The following is a 16,517-nucleotide window of genomic DNA, read 5'->3' on the forward strand; positions in this document are numbered from 1 at the left end:
GCAATCGACCTTTTAAGCTTAAATGCTACATGCGTGTAATAGTAGACATCACATCCGTTATGGGAGCTGCTGAAGTATTTTTTATTAAGAATTATATCCAAAAGAAATTATAAAAATCAACGAAAATAACGAAAAGATTATTAATAATCCGAAAATTATTATTGTTAGTGCAGCTAACGATTTAGGGATGTTGACACGTTTTTTCCAAATGGAACCTATTATTAATAAGCTTAGAAGCATTATGATTATAAAAATAGAAATAAATACATAACTTTGTTTAATTATAATCCATAGGTCCATTTTACATCTCCTTTGTCTCAAAATTCTTGAATGTCTTTGATCAGGATTAAAAGCCATGATTTCACATCTTGAATAGTCCTACTTCTGTGTCAATAATATTTATGAAATAAGATCTGCTCATCAATAGAAGGAATTTTAGGTGGCTATCTATAATCCCGCGACTAATACTATTTGTTTAACAAAAATATACTCCTCGTCCACCAAATATCCATCACTTTAGATGGAACATACAAATCATTAGATATTGTTTCTACTAATTAAGTTTTCGTAGAATAGCTACAAAGTTCAATTAAAGTTCCATCAGTTGAGGCGGGATTAATATAAATGAGCCTTCTTCCACGTGCGTTAGTACGTAATGTGTTCTCTAGAAAACGAACTCCATTTTCTCTGGACTCGAGTATTGCTTTGTCCAAATCGTCAACTCGATATGCAATATGATGCACTCCTTTTCCCCGTTGCTTTATAAACCTAGCCATTGGAGAGTTCTTGTTGGTTGGTGCGAGTAATTCAATTACTTTATCATTAGTTCTGACAACAGCAACGTGCACTTCAACGCCAGGTGTATCACTTGTATAACGGTCCTCTACTAATCCATTTAACACATTAAGATAAAAGGGAAGAGCATCATCAATACTTCTAACAGCTATTCCAACATGATCTAAAACATATTCCAATTTACTTCCTCCGTTCAATATTATTATCCTTAATAAAGACTTATTCTATTTAAGTTGAATTTATTATCATCCAAGTTTAATATATTTCTATTATAATTATTTGGGCACTAGTTTTAATATAAAATGAAATCCCCTTCTAATCCCACATTTAATTATACTGTATCTTTACTGGAAGAAGTAAAGATACAGTATAATTGTCCGAGTAATGCACTCATTAGTTTAAATGCACCAATTCACATACTTAGTTGAATTCACTTAGAAGTTACAATTTGTTTCAAACTCATTTTCATTAAAATATCCCGATTCCTTAGTTACTATGCCAAGGAATCGGGATATTAATCTCAATATTTTCAATTACTGGCAAACATTTCAGTATTGCACTCTTAAATTATCTATATGAATCATGACTTGGATGAAACAAGTCTTCCTTTGCATTTCTCACAATTGAAAAGTGTTCAACATTGTAATGACCATGAAGTGTTTCATTATGGTGCTTTATTATTTGTTCTGCACTTAAAAAACCACTGTCTGTTGTTGAATGGGCATCACCAACTAATGTAACATCAAAACCATTAATAGTTGCTGTTCTGACTGCACTATCTATACAGTGTTGTGTTTTACAACCCATAATAACAATATGTTCAACCTCTTGCAATCTTAAATGATTGAGAAGTCCTGTCCCATAGAAGGAGTTAGTTGCAGTCTTATCGAAAAACTTTGTATCAGTAGGCACATTAATTTCATCGTGAACTTGAAACCCTTTACCTTTACCTTCAGCAACATCTAAATCCCTAACAAAGACAACTGGAACATCAGATTCCCATGCTTTTTCGATCAGAAAATTTATATTCCTAATAAGTTGCTCTTTATTAAAAACTGCACTTTCTACTTGATTCCCATCAATTAATTCTTGTTGTGCATCAATAATTAACACTGCTTGATTCAAATGTTTTTCCCCTTTCAAGTGTCAGGTAACGCAATAAAATAAATTTATTTAGACGTATACCTCTTAGTATTTTTTTGTTATTAGTCATAATATCTACTCTTGAATTGGCTTTCAAAATCCTTAGATGATTTAATTTTAGCACAATTTCTCTTAATGATAAATGGATGATTTTCACACACTTATGAGCTTATACGGACAGATTGAAACGGAAGTGATTAACATCACACGCAGCTACCAATCCACAAAACAAATTATCGAATTTACACGTAGACTAGTACCTAACGGCTAACGGATTATCCCTTTCGAACGCGACGGCGAGCTACCCGCGCAGACACAATTGCTCGATCACACAGAACTCCACCGCAACATCGCATCAAAAGTCGTGGATTTACGAGATCTCGGCTATAATAGTATTGCCATAATATGCAAATCAGCTAAGGATAGTTAAAGTGCATATGAAGCCCTGTCTAACATTAATGAAATTATGCTCTTGAAGAACGGCTCCATTGAATATGAAAAAGGAGTTATTGTCATACCGTCGTATTTATCCAAAGGTATCGAATTCGACGCTCTCATCATTTATGACGCATCTGAGCTAGTATATGGTGATGAGACCCTGCGTAGAGTTTTTTACACAGCCTGCACCAGGGCTATGCATTTTTTACAGCTATACAGTGTAGGTAAACCGAGCCCATTCTTGCGAAACGTTTTGCAAGAAAATTTCATCCAAGCTTGAATTAGTCGTAATTTTAACGATAAACACTTTGGGCAATTAACAGCCCCACAACTTAATTGCCGAATTTAAAAATGTACATTTTCTCGTCTTCAAGGGTAACCTGTACATCTTCAAGATGTTCGTTCAAAAAAGCTAATCACTCATTTACATTTTCTGTTTTACCTTGTTTCACTCGATATCGCGTGTACTCAATATTCACTGTGAATCTTTCCTTCCTATTAGTGGGTCCATATTAGGTTTACTATATTTTAACGGAACTAACCTTATCTCCTTCTACAACTATAAAAGTACGCCTCTACTTATTGTAGAAACGCACTAGTTAGTTTAAGTATTATCCTGCACAATGGTATTGAGCCCATGGACTAAATTGGATCTTTAAATTTTCTGGTTTTAAAATCCATATAAAAAATGATCGGGGTTACTTTATATAATCAATAAAGTACGTATCATATGACTCTTTAAAAATGTATCCAAGTTTTTCAGCTAATTTAACAGATTCATTATTGGCTCCATCCCAACTTGGATATATTCCTCTCTCTAGACAGTCTAATATCAACGCAGAGGCTGTTATTATTGCCAAGCCTTTTCTCCTATGTTGTGGATGTGTAGCAATTTCAATCTCAATTCCATCATCATAAATGCTAAATGATGTTGCTCCACATACCACTTGTCCCTCCTTCAAAATAGCAAAACCTACACCTCGGTCTATAAAATCATCTATCGAATTAAACTGAGCTATAAAGTCTTCTGATAGCTCATGCAAAGATGGTTCTTTTGCTATCGTCGCATCTATTTTTTTCAGTTCATATCCCTCTGGTAATGGAGTTAATAATTTCTGTATGTGGGTTTTATCAAGGTGTTCTGGGTTTTTGTTAAATTTATACCGTTGAAACTTCTCTATTGAACCTTTATGTATTGTTTCGATACGATTTTTCCATTCTTCAGTATTAACAATAGCAAGACTATACTCCGACAGATTATATAGAAGTTCTTCCGCTATCTTTGTATTAGGATTTCCAGCAAAAAAAACAAAAATCCCCACTGTTACTTGAGCAACTGTAGGATTTTCAAGATCGTCAACCAACGCGGTTCCCATATGCCCTTGAAGACATGAAAGAATAATAGTGCTATCCATACCATCGAACATTGGGATTAGCTTTTTTCTCAAATCATTACTTAATTCATAAATCATTCAATTCCTTCTCTCTATATATAAAATATTCAATCTTTACGACAATGATATCATTAATTATTTATTTAATGTGAATCCTCTCTAACATTCACCACATTTTTCAGATAAAGATTAAGATTAAAATGAAAAAGTAATAACTTATTAAAATAAACTCGATCTTCAGTTGAACAAGAAAAAAGAGTAGCATTGCAACTCAATGATCTACCAATAAAGCACCAATTAATAGTTCTTAATTAGATATACATTGAAATTAAATACAGTAATATGGTTCTAGAATCAAAGCTTTTAGTTTAATTATCTTTTAAATCCACCTTCCGAGTGTATAATCTGACCTGTAATCCAATCTGCTTCGTCGCTCACTAGAAATTTAATCATTTTTGCTACATCTTTCGGTTCACCAATTCTACCAAAAGGGAACATTGGTTTTAATTCACTTTTTATTTCCTCTGTCATCCACCCTGTATCAGTTGGACCTGGATTTATTGCATTGACCGTTATTCCCAAAGGGGCTAGTTCGGCCGACAATGTGATAGTTAAAGCATCGACGGCTCCCTTTGTTGTTGCATATGCTAATTCACCAGGCATCGGTCCTTGAAATTGACCTGAAGTAATATTGACTATCCTTCCACCACATTTCTTATCAAAATTTTGGGCAAATTTACTACTTAATAGTGTCGTCGCACGAACATTTACCATATAATGTTTATCTAATTCTTCGCCAGTTATATTAGAAAAATCGTTATTAGTTGAATATGCTGCGTTATTGATCAAGATATCGGGATAACCAAGTTGTTCAGAAACTCTACTTAAAAGTTGTTCAGGAGCATCATATTGAGTTAAATCCAACTCCATACTTGATACCTTAACACCTTTTTTTATTAATTCTTCTTTTAATATCATTGGCTCATTTAAATCAATACTCCAAGGCATTTTTTTATCATATTCTGTCCAATAGGTAAAAAATATATGATAGCCCGCTTCAGCTAACTCTTTACAAATAGCCGCACCAATCCCTTTTAGGCGGCTTACACCTGTAACAATAGCAATTCCCCCTATTATTTGGTTCATTAAAACATTCCTCCATTACAATATTAAATTTAAATACATCTCTACGATTGCCCGTTAGCCATACATGTAGTGCAAAATCAGCGCTACACCTAAAAGGATGAATATATATGCAGAATGGGTACTGGAGACTCCGGTGCATCACATAGACTGTCGCACCCAATACGGGTAGCACTTATGGGAGATTAATCCTACTCTGGTTACTGCCCAGCCTTTATTCTCTGAAGAATGGAGCTGATTCTTGATTTACCTTTCAGTTCAATATTATCCTTCTCAAGGCTCAGTCTTTTTTCAAAAAAACTTTATCTGAGTTTTTTTCTTATGCGCTATTATCAATAATAAGAGCTTTTTTTTTTATTTTCATGGGAGTTTAACAAGTAAACTTATTTTTTCTCTTTTTCAAAATAGAAACCCGTTCCATTTGCTTGTGGAATAAACCCTTGTTGAGCTGACATATTTTCGACTATTTCTTGCTCTTTCGCTGTTATAACTGTGGAAACTTCTTTTCCTTCAGCTAACATACTTTCTCTAATTTCTTGTTCCTCTCTTGTTATTACTTTGTATTGATCTTGGCTATTAGTGTCTGTTTGTCCATCTTCTACTCTTGGTTGTTCATTTTGTGCAAATACCTTTGTACCTTGCAAGTCTTTCATAAAACCAATTGATAGTGCGAGAACTCCTACAAAACCAAGAATAAGAACTGATTTTCTTTTCATAAATAAACCTCCCAGTATTTTTCTGAATTGTTACATTCTATTACTGTAAATATAATACCATGAATAAATTATTTAACCATAGCTCACACTTGTAGCTCCTTCACTAGATTTGTTCGTTATACGGGCGAGCTGTACCACCTATTTAATCCTAAATAAATAATTTCGAATATTAAATTGACTTATTATTTAATTTTTTTATAACTACGGGGAAAAATGACAACAATTCAAGCCCACAAAACGTTAATCTGAGCGGGCTTTTCGTGAGTCTATAAAACGGAGGTTAAAAATTCTGAAAGTTAGAATCCCGAGTTGTTTAGAAAAGAACAAATTTCCCAAAAAAATTATCAAATATTAAAAATAGAGAAAAATATTGTTTTTTTATTCAATAAAACAGTAAATAAGTTTCTCTTAAATAGAAAAAATTAAAATTATCTTGAGAGGAAATAATGATTTGTTCGTTATAGTAGTAAGGAGGTGAATCGGATGGAGATGGATGAAGTGATTGCACGAGTAAAGCACGGAGAAGATCATTACTTTGCACACGTTATCAAACATTATGAACAGAAAGTATTTAACACTGTTATACGAATTGTCCGAAATCGTACTGTCGCAGAAGATATCGTTCAGGATATTTTTATTAAGGTGTACTATAACCTACATAAGTATGAAAATATAGGGTCATTTAATGCATGGCTCTATCGAATTGTGGTCAATAATTGTTTTGATCATTTACGAAAGCATAAGTATCAAACGACACCAATCAATATCGAAGTAACGGATAGTCGTTATCCGGAAAAAATATTGTTATTACGTGAAACAAATGAGCAATTAGAGCATCTTCTTCAGCAGTTAGATGAAACTGAACATTCCGTATTGTTATTAAAATATGTGAATGGGCTTAGCTACGATGAAATCGGGCAAGTGCTACAAATTTCTTTAAATGACGTTCGTAACAAACTGCACCGTAGTAAAAGAAAACTAAGGTCAATCGGAACGACAAAGGGAGGTTATTATTATGAAATGTAATTCGAACTTGTTGGAAGATTATATAGAAGGTTTTTTAGAAGATAGTGAGCAACAAAAAATGGAAGCTCATTTGCAATACTGTAAAAATTGTCAGAGTGAATATGAGCAATTAGTAAATGAACAAAAATCTTTATTTGCACAGCTAAATAAGCCAATGATGACACATAGTCAAGCTGATTTCATTATGCAACGTATTCAAACAAATACAAAGCGTAAAAAATCTTGGCATACATTAAAAATTAGTGTAATCGGTGCAGCAGTTATTGTGTTAAGCTTCGCACTTTATTCTTTAAATCGTACACCGAATGAAGTAGCACAGCAGATTGACGAGCCAACTCAATTAGCTGAAGCTAACAGTCGTGAGCAGAAAGACCTTTCGGCAGCCGAACAAGTTCCTAACTTAAATGAGCCATTTTTGGATGTTTCGATTAATGAAGTTGTAGAAAATGGAGATAACATTGATATTCATTTTCGAGTCAAATTTAAGGATAAATACCAGCAATATTATGATAATTTATACAAGGAAATTCGAACTCGATATCAATATAAAGTGAGTGCTGACCCATTGCTACTCGATACGCATTACGCCTTTTTCGGTAAAATGAGATCAAAAATTGAATTTGCGATTAGAAATGAAGCAGGACAATTAATTATACGAACAAAGTATTTACCAGAAGGCGAACGACCTATGATCAATATTCATAGTAGTAGTGGTAGAGGTACAGATGTATTAGGGGAAATGATTTATACGACTTCTGTTCCGAGACATACAAAGCCAGCGACATTCGAGGTGCTTGAAATGAAAGCGGATGTTTTCGATTTATATGAGACGGAAGTGAATGCAGCACAGTTACAGCCATTTCAATTTGAAAATGAAACATATATAATCGATGCATTAGAAATCAAACAAGACATATTACATTTACAAATTTCTACGGAAGGTGAGCCAGAAGTTCGTGCAAGTAGTTGGGAAATGGTCATTAACGATCGATTAATTGCTTCTGACCGAGCAAATGTAGATTTTATTAATAATCGTACCGTTTATAAACTACAATTTGACGGTTACGAACAAATTCCAAGTACATTCAAATTAGTGCCGGTTACTGTAGAGATAAAAAAACAACTTGAACCGATCGTATTAGAATTAGACTGATTACAAGACTCTCACTTAGTAAATAATTGTAGTGAGAGTCTTTTTAGTGATGAAAAAAATTTTAGTTGTTCAGCATTTTAAAATTGATAATAATCTTTAATCATCAATAGCAAAATTTCCAGCGCAAAGAATATTAATAGTTTTATTATATGGTATCCCAATTGAGTCAAGTACTATTGTGAAGTACAGCCAGTCCGAAATCATGATATCTAGTCCGACTTTTTATCAATAGGTTCACTTATATTGCCATGAGCTATATAGTTTCTAATTTTTCCAAGTCATGTAGCCCGTATCAATGAGCAATAAAAGGATGAAGTATTTCTTTATGGCATGTCCCCCAATTTCATAAATCGAAAACATTATGTTGCTAAACGGGTTTGTATACGCCATACACAACAGATTGACATAACACCGATTCAGGAAAGTAGTTAACTACATTACTCAATAAGAACATAACAATAAGTCAATAAATATTCTTGATTAATCGAATTATCATTCTCGGTATAAATAATAAAATACTCCAAATCAATTCAAATAAGATTGAATTTTGAATCTCATTTAGTATGTTTTTAAAAAAACCTTCTTGACTTTTTTCTTTTTTCATCTTCTCCCCCCATTAAATCTCATTTCACCATATTTATCTAAAATATTTCTTTGACTCCCTTGCCAGTTCTAAACGATGTATATTAGATGTATATTATGGTTAGATGCCCATTGTTCCAACTCTTTAAATAACATTCTTCCCCTTCCTTGTCCCCTATAATCCTCTACTATTCCAATAACAATATAGGAAGAATGTTTCTTCTTCTTGCATTACCGCCAACAGCCATAAGTACCCCACTAACACATTGTCAGTTTCAGCAACAAATATAGTAGAGGTCTCGTTTTCCTCTATACCCTCTATAATTATTCGTTGTTGTTCGGGTTGAATATTTCTTTCTCCTACTTCCCAGAGCATATATTCAGTACTTCCCTCGACTTGCCGAGTAAGATAGACAAAATTTTCTGCATCTGAAGTTTTTATTTCTCTAATCTAGGTCACTTACTGCTTAATGTACTTCATATAATTCTGTTATCAACAATCACACCTCTTTTTTAAATATTATATTCTCGCAACAGTTTGCCACGTTTTTAAATTAATCACTACAACACAATACTTTTTCACCCATTATCTCATATTAAGTGGCTTTAGTGACTTTAGTGACTTCCGTTTTTCACCTAATTATGATTAAATGAAAGTATAACTATTATTTTCAGCTGCTCCTAGAAATAGGGGTATATTTGGGAAGTTCTAGGATTGTTATTTAACGTTCCCTTGAAAATCAGATTTTTGCATCTAACTAGTTAACACTGTAGGTACCTTGAGTTTCAGTTATTGAGCCTGCGTTCAAAGTTATAATGACAAGTCAACAAAAAGCGTAAACACTAATTAATCTACTAACACTGCCATAGGTTGAAGGGGGATAATCTCAATGAGTAATGAAGCTAAATTACAAAAAGAAGCTATGCATGTACTAAAGCTAACAAGTAGAACCTTTTATATTCCAATTAAGCTGCTCAATCCGACATTAAGAAAGACGGTCGGCTCTGCCTATTTATGTATGCGTGCGATTGATGAAATTGAAGATCACGAGGACTTAGAAGCTGAAACTAAGCAGCACTTGTTGCGTTCGACTAGCAAACTTTTACAAACTGATTTTGATGACGTAGCCTATCAACAACTTTTAAAGCCCTATGAGAGTCTTTTACCAGAGGTTACGTTAAGACTGGGTGATTGGCTTTCCGTATGCCCGGAAAGTATTATTGACAAGGTTAAAGAGTCGACGAGTATTATGGCCGATGGTATGGCCCGTTGGGTAGAAAAAGACTGGGTTGTAAAAACGAAAGAAGATTTAGATGATTATACATATTATGTAGCTGGCTTAGTTGGCATTATGTTATCTGATATATGGGAGTTGTATGACGGCACGAAAACGGATCGAGACTTAGCGATTGGCTATGGCCGAGGCTTGCAAGCTGTCAATATGCTACGCAATCAAGATGAAGATGCTGATCGCGGCGTCCGTTTTATACCCGATGGTTGGGATAGAAACGATATGTTTGCCTATGCAACAGCGAATTTGAATAAAGCCGATGAATATATAGAATCGATTGACACAAAAAATATTTTGTTGTTCTGTAAAATTCCGCTTGCTTTAGCAAAAAGCACTTTAAAAACATTAAAAAATGGTAAAGAAAAAATGTCACGTACAGAAGTAGAATCCACTGTGGACGAGATTATTAATGATCAAAAACACGGTTAGATTGTTGCAGTGTTTTTAATGACTTTCGAAAAAAGACGACTGTACATTCGAATTTTGAATGCGCAGTCGTCTTTTTGATTAGCCATTAGGCCACTTATGCTTTTTGTGTAAGCATTAATCTAAATTCTAAATCCCCTCTTTTAAAAGCAAAGAGCATAATATACAAAAAAAGAAATCAACTACATTATACAGCTGAGTTCTTCCTTCCATTCTTCTGTCTATTTGGAAATGACAATAGTTGACGAATTTTAAAACCATAGGAATCCATCAATGCACACATATTCCCTTTTATATAATCACATAACAATACCAATGATAGTAGCCGAAATTACGGAGGCTAGTGTTGCACCTAATAACAGTTTTAAAGCAAATTTCGAAACATAATGACCTTGTTTTTCACTAATTGATTTGATTGAGCCAGCAACAATACCAACAGTTCCAAAGTTTGCAAAACTAACCAAATAAACCGATACAATTGCCACTGTTTTATCAGAAAGATTTGAAGAAATTTCACCAAAACTCAACATTGCAACAAATTCATTAGTAACAAGTTTTGTAGCCATAATTCCACCCGCTTGTACAGCTTCTGCCCATGGCACACCCATCAAGAAAGCGATTGGTGCAAAGATATAACCAATAACTGTTTGGAATGAGACTTGAAATACGCCGAGAAAAATCACATTAATTAATTCCATCAAAGCAATAAACCCTAATAGCATAGCAGCAACGGTAACTACGAGTTTAAAACCATCCATTACGCTATCTCCAACCATTTGGAAGAAAGGAACTCTCTCATCTTCATCCACTTGAATTAATTCATCATCACTTTCTAAATCATACGGATTAATAATATTTGCAATTATGAGTGCACTAAAAATATTTAAAACAACAGCAGTTACAACATATTTCGGCTCTAACATCGTCATATAAGCTCCAACCATTGCCATACTTACTGCACTCATCGCGGAAGTACAAATTGTATAAAGTCTTTTTGAAGATAAATGAGGTATTTGTCTAATAATTGTCAAAAATACTTCTGGTTGTCCAAGTATTGCAGTAGATACTGCAAAATAGCTTTCAAGTTTACCCATTCCAGTTATTTTACTTAAAAATAAACCTAGATATTTGATAATGTAAGGTAATAATTTGATATAGTTTAGTATACCTATTAGGACCGATAAGAATACTAGAGGTAATAACGCTACAAATATAAAAGATATTTCACCTTCATTCACGATACCACCAAATACAAATTGAATTCCTGTATCAGCAATAGCTAACAGTTTCTCAAAAAACTTACCAACACTAGTAATAGCAATAAGACCTATACTAGTATTCATCATGAAATAAACTACAACGATTTGTACAGCTAACATAATCAGAATACGTTTATATTTTATCTTTTTTCTATCATTACTAAATATAAACGCAATAAAAAAAACAAGTAATATCCCTGTTATTAAGAATAGAAATTTCATGTAAATCATCCCCTTTTATGTTAGCGCTTTCAATTAATTGATAATACTAGTTCCTTTTCATATTTTTGTAAAAATACGAAAAGGAACTAGATGAGTGAATTTATAGTAGTAAAGATCAGCTGATCTTAAGTATTAATTTTATTGTTCGTTTGTTTTGCTGTTTAAATTAACTGCAATTTGAGCTCCTACTTTAGCATTGTGTTTTACTAATTCAATATTTACATCAAGGCTTTTACCATCTGTTAATTCTTTAATTTTACCAAGTAAGAACGGTGTAGTATCTTTACCAATAATATTATTTTCTTCTGCTTCTTTGATTGCTTGGTCAATAATTCCATTGATATAGTCTTCATCCATAGCAAATTCTTCAGGGATTGGGTTAGCAATTACTACCCCACCTTTAAGATTTAATTCCCATTTAGTTTTCAATACATCAGCAATTACATCAATTGAATCCGTAGAGAAGTTTAATTTAAATTCACTATTTCTTGTATAGAATGCTGGTAGACACTCCGTTTCATAGCCAAGCACAGGAACCCCTTTTGTTTCAAGGTATTCCATTGTAAGCGCTAGATCTAGGATTGATTTAGCTCCTGCACAAATTACCGCTACGTCCGTCTGAGCTAATTCTTCAAGGTCAGCTGAAACATCCATTGTAGTTTCTGCACCTTTATGAACGCCACCAATACCGCCTGTTACAAAGATTTTGATGTCCACTAATTCAGCACAAATCATTGTAGTTGCCACAGTTGTTGCACCTAGTTTTTTTGTAGCAATAATTTGTGGCAAGTCGCGTCTTGACACTTTAGCAACATCTGAACTTTTACCGAATAACTCCAACTCTTCATCTGTTAAACCAATTTTGATTTTCCCATCAATAATAGCAATTGTTGCTGGAACAGCCCCGTTATCGCGAACAATTTGTTCAACCTCTCGAGCCATTTTCACGTTTTGGGGATAAGGCATCCCGTGAGAAATAATTGTAGACTCTAATGCCACAATTGCTTTCCCTTCCTCTTTTGCCTGTTGAACCTCTTTTGATAATTCAATATACTTTTTCATTTTAAATTTCCTCCATATCTAGTTTAAATTGTTTTTGAGATAATTCTTGTCTAACTGTATGCTTTGACAAAATTGTTTTTTGGGCATTGACCAAACCGGACTTAATAATGTAATCAAAGTCTTTCTTTTGTAACCAGGAATAAATAACTCCCGAACAAAATGAATCCCCCGCACCTGTAACATCCACAACTACTGGTTCTTCGATAGCTGGAAAATAACGAATCTCGCCATTTTCACTACCTGTAAGCACACCTTTTGATCCGTTAGTTACAATAACATTTTTAACTCCTAATTCTAACCATCTCTCAACTGATTTTTCCCAATCTTTATCATCATTAATTTTTATATTCATAAAAGTTTCTGTTTCATCTTTATTTACGATGAGCCAACTAACCGCATCCAGTGTTTTGGGCAGTCGATTCATTTTTGGAGACGAAACAGGAATGATAACTAGTGGAATAGTATGCTCAGTTGCGAAAGAACAAAGAAATTCAACCGTTTCAACCGGACAATTCAAATCAACTACAATACATTTAGCGCATTTAAGAATATTGCTGTCTTTTTCCAATAATTCAGGAGTAATTTCTTCGAAAATATCCATATCTGCTAATGCAATTGATAAATCACCGTTCTTATCCAATACCGCGGTATAGGAACCTGTTGATGCATTTTCAAATTGAGTAACATGCTCTAAATTCATAAATGGAGAAGACATATCATAAATCTCTTTCCATTCTAAATCGTTACCACTTGCTGAGATTAATACAACTTGCTCACCCAGTCTACCTAGATTTTCAGCAATATTCCTTGCTACTCCTCCAATCGTTCGAGAAGATTTTACTGGATTAGACGTTCCATTAGATATCTCAAACTTTGCATAGAGTTTTCTATCTACATTAGCTCCACCTATACAAATAATAGGTGAGTTCTCATTTAAAACATAAGCATTCCCGGAAATATGCTCATTCTTGATTAGCCCGGAAATAATTTCAGCAATTGAAGAATTTGATAAACCTGTTAGTTCCGACAATTCGTGTTGAGAAATAAGTGGTCTTTCTTTAATCATACCTAAAATTAAATCCTCATTTTCATTAGCGATTTTTTCACACCCCCTCATCCTTGAAACAAAAGTTTATATTGTAAACATATGTTTAGTATACGACTTTTTTATAAATTGTCAACAATAAATTGCTCTATTTCCACTATTGTCTCAACAAGATGAGAAAAGAGTAATGCTCCCGCTAGACGTTACAGACAAAAGCCGATCCAGCAACATAACTCACTTTGCCACATAGCTAACGCCAAGTGTCTAAACACTGATCCAATTAGAAAAACTTATCCTTATCTTTTAAAATAAAAAGGACTCATTCCAATACATCTTCTCTGTTAAGCGATAACCTCAACAATAGAACTTGTAATTATTCGTGATTCAGAACCAGTAATCGAATATATATAACTAAAATAACCCATCTGAAAATCTACTCTAAAAAAAATACCCCACCCTTTTTATCAAATTGGATGAGGACTTGTCTATTTACGATTATGTTTAAAATGCTTTAAATTTTTTTCAATCTACAATTTATCCTTTTTTAAGACTGTTGGTAAAATGATACCCATAATGATGATTACTATACCTACTATTTGTAGTGGAGTAACGATTTCACTTAATAATATAACTGAAACCAACACCGCAATCGGCAATTCAAAAGCACTCAATATTGACGACATACCCAATCCTACTTTAGGAACTGCGATGGTAAATAAATAAACCGGTATGATCATACCGAACAATCCTAATGCCAAACCATATACCCAGAGTCCCTCACCAAACAGTGTTCCATTCCAAATGATTTCTGGAGACTGAAAAGTAGCTGTTGTCATAAAAGCAAAAAAGGAAACCAATAGTAATCGGTTAGATGTATTCATACTCTTAATTGGCTTGCTATTAACAAATAAAAATAAAGAAAAACAAAGAGCTGCAGTTAAACCCCATAACCAACCTTGAATAGGTATTTGAGATAAATCTACATCAATCAAACCTGCAGCTGGTATAGTTCCTGCAAACAAAACGATTAACGAAATAAACTCGATTCGACTTGGGAGTTGCCGTTTTGCTATACAAGAAATCAACATACCTATCCACGTAAATTGAAACAGAAGTACCACCGCTAAAGAAGCAGGTAAATAGATTAAAGAGCGACCATAAAAAATATTCGTCAATCCTGTTAATACTCCTGCTAAAATAAGAATTTTAATCCCTTTAAAGCTTATTTTTTCTCTATTTGTTAGAAGAAAAATACATACCGCTATACAAAACCCTATAAAAAATTGGCTTGTAATTGCTTCTGAGACCGAAAAACCACCTTGTATTGCAAGTTTAATGATAGTTGACACTAAACCATAACTACTAGCTGCTAAAACTACTAACAAAGGGTATAACCACATTTTCATTGTATTATTTCCTCCAATTGTTTTGTATATATATGGATGTAGTGCATTTACCAAACGATAAGATTGATGTATGATTGTCGTATCAGGTTTCCTTTATAATGGATTTGGACAAGCGTACCAATTCCTAAATAAAGGATCTTTTTATACTTAATGCGTAATTTTCAGGTTATGAACGAGATTCTCAACACCCATGAATTACTTTCCCTTATTTCAAATCAGCATTACAGACAATAGTTTACATTGTAAACTATTGTCTAACTAAAAGCGAGGTTATTTTAATGTCTAAAGAACATCAAATATTACATCATATTAGAATAAACCCTTTTATTTCACAGCAAGAACTATCAAATAAAGTCGGTTTATCACGTTCAGCGGTTGCTAACTATATTGCTACACTGACAAAACGCGGTGAAATCAAAGGGCGTGCTTATATTCTCCAAGAGGAATCTTCCATCGTGTGTATCGGTGGAGCAAACACAGACCGGAAAGCGCGATCGAATCAAAAAGTGCATTTGTATTCATCCAATCCCGTTGAAACAACTGAAGTTTGTGGTGGTGTGGCACGAAACTTTGCCGAAAATTTAAGTCGGCTTGGGTATAACACTTCTCTTATGACTTCTGTGGGAGACGACAAGGAAGGTAACTGGATACTGAGGGAAACGAAAAGCCAAGGAGTAGATGTCAGTCAAGTATGGGTATTGCAGACAGAACGAACAGGTACTTATACCACTTTATTGGATGTTAATGGTGAAATGATTGTCTCTATGGCCGATATGAACATCTACGAAAAAATAACGATTTCTATGATCGAAGAGAAATGGTCCTATATAGTGGCCTCACAAGCCGTTTTTTTGGATACTAATATTTCTAAGGATTGCATAAGTTATTTAATTAAACGTTGCAGGGATGAAAATATTCCCTTGTACATTGATCCTATATCTTCAGCCAAGGCGCAAAAACTTCCTTTTCAACTTGAAGGAGTAGAACTATTGCTCCTCAATCAAGAAGAAGCAGAAATACTTGCTGAGTTGAAAATTACTTCGTTTGAGGATTGCCAAACTGTCTGTGAAAAGATTAGACTACGCGGCGTACAAAAAGTTATTATCACGCTTAATGATCATGGAGTTTATTATTCTTCACCACAAGAATCTGGGCATTTATCCCCTTTCAAAACTGAAGTTGTAGATGTCACAGGGGCTAGTGATGCATTTTCTTCATGCGCAATATATGGGCTTATGAACGAAGAATCACTATTGCGGGCTTGTCAATTGGGGCTTGCAGGTTCTGCACTTACCCAGCAAACTGAGGAATCTGTCTCTACACTTTTAAAACCCGAAAAAATTCATGAAATAGTTGAGGGATTTATGTGATAATACATTGTTCTACTTTCACCGTGAAGCGAAACTTTAGTATGA

At 33.8% G+C, this 16,517-nt stretch carries 15 protein-coding genes and 1 pseudogene; 5 read left to right on the forward strand and 11 right to left on the reverse strand.

The annotated features are described in order from the left end of the window. Positions 1-557: 557 nt before the first annotated feature. Both H7992_RS13800 and H7992_RS13805 read right to left on the reverse strand, forming a co-directional pair. Complete coding sequence (locus tag H7992_RS13800) at positions 558-974, reverse strand: VOC family protein (RefSeq protein WP_187044973.1); 417 nt, start codon at positions 972-974, stop codon at positions 558-560. Between the two features lie 388 nt (positions 975-1,362). Then, positions 1,363-1,920, reverse strand: a complete 558-nt coding sequence (locus H7992_RS13805; protein ID WP_187044974.1) for a cysteine hydrolase family protein — start codon at positions 1,918-1,920, stop codon at positions 1,363-1,365. A 166-nt stretch (positions 1,921-2,086) separates the two neighbouring features. Here H7992_RS13805 and H7992_RS24770 point away from each other — a divergent pair. Then, positions 2,087-2,656 (forward strand): annotated as a pseudogene (locus H7992_RS24770) (helicase); the annotation flags it as partial. 418 nt (positions 2,657-3,074) lie between these two features. Here H7992_RS24770 and H7992_RS13815 read toward each other — a convergent pair. From H7992_RS13815 to H7992_RS13825, 3 genes are all read right to left on the reverse strand, one after another. Continuing rightward, the gene (locus H7992_RS13815; protein WP_187044975.1) at positions 3,075-3,848 is read right to left on the reverse strand and encodes a GNAT family N-acetyltransferase; all 774 of its coding nucleotides are present in this window, start codon (positions 3,846-3,848) and stop codon (positions 3,075-3,077) included. 294 nt (positions 3,849-4,142) lie between these two features. Next, positions 4,143-4,916 carry an SDR family oxidoreductase gene (locus tag H7992_RS13820; RefSeq protein WP_187044976.1) on the reverse strand — a complete coding sequence of 258 codons (774 nt, stop codon included), beginning with the start codon at positions 4,914-4,916 and terminating at the stop codon, positions 4,143-4,145. A 380-nt stretch (positions 4,917-5,296) separates the two neighbouring features. Then, complete coding sequence (locus H7992_RS13825; RefSeq protein ID WP_187044977.1) at positions 5,297-5,629, reverse strand: hypothetical protein; 333 nt, start codon at positions 5,627-5,629, stop codon at positions 5,297-5,299. Positions 5,630-6,112: 483 nt separating this feature from the next. Between H7992_RS13825 and H7992_RS13830 the strand changes: the two genes are divergently transcribed. Together H7992_RS13830 and H7992_RS13835 are read left to right on the forward strand one after the other, a co-directional pair. Then, positions 6,113-6,655 carry an RNA polymerase sigma factor gene (locus H7992_RS13830; protein WP_187044978.1) on the forward strand — a complete coding sequence of 181 codons (543 nt, stop codon included), beginning with the start codon at positions 6,113-6,115 and terminating at the stop codon, positions 6,653-6,655. After that, positions 6,645-7,808 (forward strand): zf-HC2 domain-containing protein, encoded by a 1,164-nt coding sequence (locus H7992_RS13835; RefSeq protein ID WP_187044979.1) that lies wholly within the window; start codon positions 6,645-6,647, stop codon positions 7,806-7,808. The genes H7992_RS13830 and H7992_RS13835 overlap by 11 nt, the downstream gene beginning before the upstream one ends. A gap of 672 nt (positions 7,809-8,480) precedes the next feature. Here H7992_RS13835 and H7992_RS25110 read toward each other — a convergent pair. Both H7992_RS25110 and H7992_RS13845 read right to left on the reverse strand, forming a co-directional pair. Next, positions 8,481-8,594: a GNAT family N-acetyltransferase gene (locus tag H7992_RS25110; protein ID WP_187047900.1), complete on the reverse strand. Its 114-nt coding sequence runs from the start codon at positions 8,592-8,594 to the stop codon at positions 8,481-8,483. Further along, the gene (locus H7992_RS13845) at positions 8,566-8,766 is read right to left on the reverse strand and encodes a hypothetical protein (protein WP_187044980.1); all 201 of its coding nucleotides are present in this window, start codon (positions 8,764-8,766) and stop codon (positions 8,566-8,568) included. Before H7992_RS13845 ends, H7992_RS25110 begins: the two co-directional genes overlap by 29 nt. 514 nt (positions 8,767-9,280) lie before the next feature. Between H7992_RS13845 and H7992_RS13850 the strand changes: the two genes are divergently transcribed. Beyond that, positions 9,281-10,111, forward strand: a complete 831-nt coding sequence (locus tag H7992_RS13850; RefSeq protein WP_187044981.1) for a squalene/phytoene synthase family protein — start codon at positions 9,281-9,283, stop codon at positions 10,109-10,111. A 296-nt stretch (positions 10,112-10,407) separates the two neighbouring features. Here H7992_RS13850 and H7992_RS13855 read toward each other — a convergent pair whose 3' ends face one another. The 4 genes from H7992_RS13855 to H7992_RS13870 form a co-directional block, all read right to left on the reverse strand. Further along, complete coding sequence (locus H7992_RS13855) at positions 10,408-11,589, reverse strand: NupC/NupG family nucleoside CNT transporter (RefSeq protein WP_187044982.1); 1,182 nt, start codon at positions 11,587-11,589, stop codon at positions 10,408-10,410. Between the two features lie 138 nt (positions 11,590-11,727). Then, positions 11,728-12,651 (reverse strand): pseudouridine-5'-phosphate glycosidase, encoded by a 924-nt coding sequence (locus H7992_RS13860; RefSeq protein ID WP_187044983.1) that lies wholly within the window; start codon positions 12,649-12,651, stop codon positions 11,728-11,730. Between the two features lies 1 nt (position 12,652). Continuing rightward, entirely contained in the window at positions 12,653-13,717 is a 1,065-nt protein-coding gene (locus H7992_RS13865) for a carbohydrate kinase family protein (protein ID WP_370569881.1), read from the reverse strand. 506 nt (positions 13,718-14,223) lie between these two features. Further along, positions 14,224-15,096 carry an EamA family transporter gene (locus tag H7992_RS13870; RefSeq protein ID WP_187047901.1) on the reverse strand — a complete coding sequence of 291 codons (873 nt, stop codon included), beginning with the start codon at positions 15,094-15,096 and terminating at the stop codon, positions 14,224-14,226. Positions 15,097-15,380: 284 nt separating this feature from the next. On the opposite strand from H7992_RS13870, the gene H7992_RS13875 reads away from it, so the two are divergent. Next, entirely contained in the window at positions 15,381-16,472 is a 1,092-nt protein-coding gene (locus tag H7992_RS13875) for a carbohydrate kinase (protein ID WP_187044985.1), read from the forward strand. Positions 16,473-16,517 lie beyond the last annotated feature (45 nt).

Origin of the sequence: Sporosarcina sp. resist (genome assembly GCF_014302295.1) — a bacterium.
Classification (GTDB): Bacteria; Bacillota; Bacilli; order Bacillales_A; family Planococcaceae; genus Sporosarcina; species Sporosarcina psychrophila.

Bases quoted from the DNA above. Each gene is read 5' to 3' on its own strand.
- H7992_RS13815 (WP_187044975.1), bottom strand. From the start codon at position 3,848: ATGATTTATGAATTAAGTAATGATTTGAGAAAAAAGCTAATCCCAATG.
- H7992_RS13820 (WP_187044976.1), bottom strand. From the start codon at position 4,916: ATGAACCAAATAATAGGGGGAATTGCTATTGTTACAGGTGTAAGCCGC.
- H7992_RS13825 (WP_187044977.1), bottom strand. From the start codon at position 5,629: ATGAAAAGAAAATCAGTTCTTATTCTTGGTTTTGTAGGAGTTCTCGCA.
- H7992_RS13830 (WP_187044978.1), top strand. From the start codon at position 6,113: ATGGAGATGGATGAAGTGATTGCACGAGTAAAGCACGGAGAAGATCAT.
- H7992_RS13835 (WP_187044979.1), top strand. From the start codon at position 6,645: ATGAAATGTAATTCGAACTTGTTGGAAGATTATATAGAAGGTTTTTTA.
- H7992_RS13845 (WP_187044980.1), bottom strand. From the start codon at position 8,766: ATGCTCTGGGAAGTAGGAGAAAGAAATATTCAACCCGAACAACAACGA.
- H7992_RS13850 (WP_187044981.1), top strand. From the start codon at position 9,281: ATGAGTAATGAAGCTAAATTACAAAAAGAAGCTATGCATGTACTAAAG.
- H7992_RS13855 (WP_187044982.1), bottom strand. From the start codon at position 11,589: ATGAAATTTCTATTCTTAATAACAGGGATATTACTTGTTTTTTTTATT.
- H7992_RS13860 (WP_187044983.1), bottom strand. From the start codon at position 12,651: ATGAAAAAGTATATTGAATTATCAAAAGAGGTTCAACAGGCAAAAGAG.
- H7992_RS13865 (WP_370569881.1), bottom strand. From the start codon at position 13,717: ATGATTAAAGAAAGACCACTTATTTCTCAACACGAATTGTCGGAACTA.
- H7992_RS13870 (WP_187047901.1), bottom strand. From the start codon at position 15,096: ATGTGGTTATACCCTTTGTTAGTAGTTTTAGCAGCTAGTAGTTATGGT.
- H7992_RS13875 (WP_187044985.1), top strand. From the start codon at position 15,381: ATGTCTAAAGAACATCAAATATTACATCATATTAGAATAAACCCTTTT.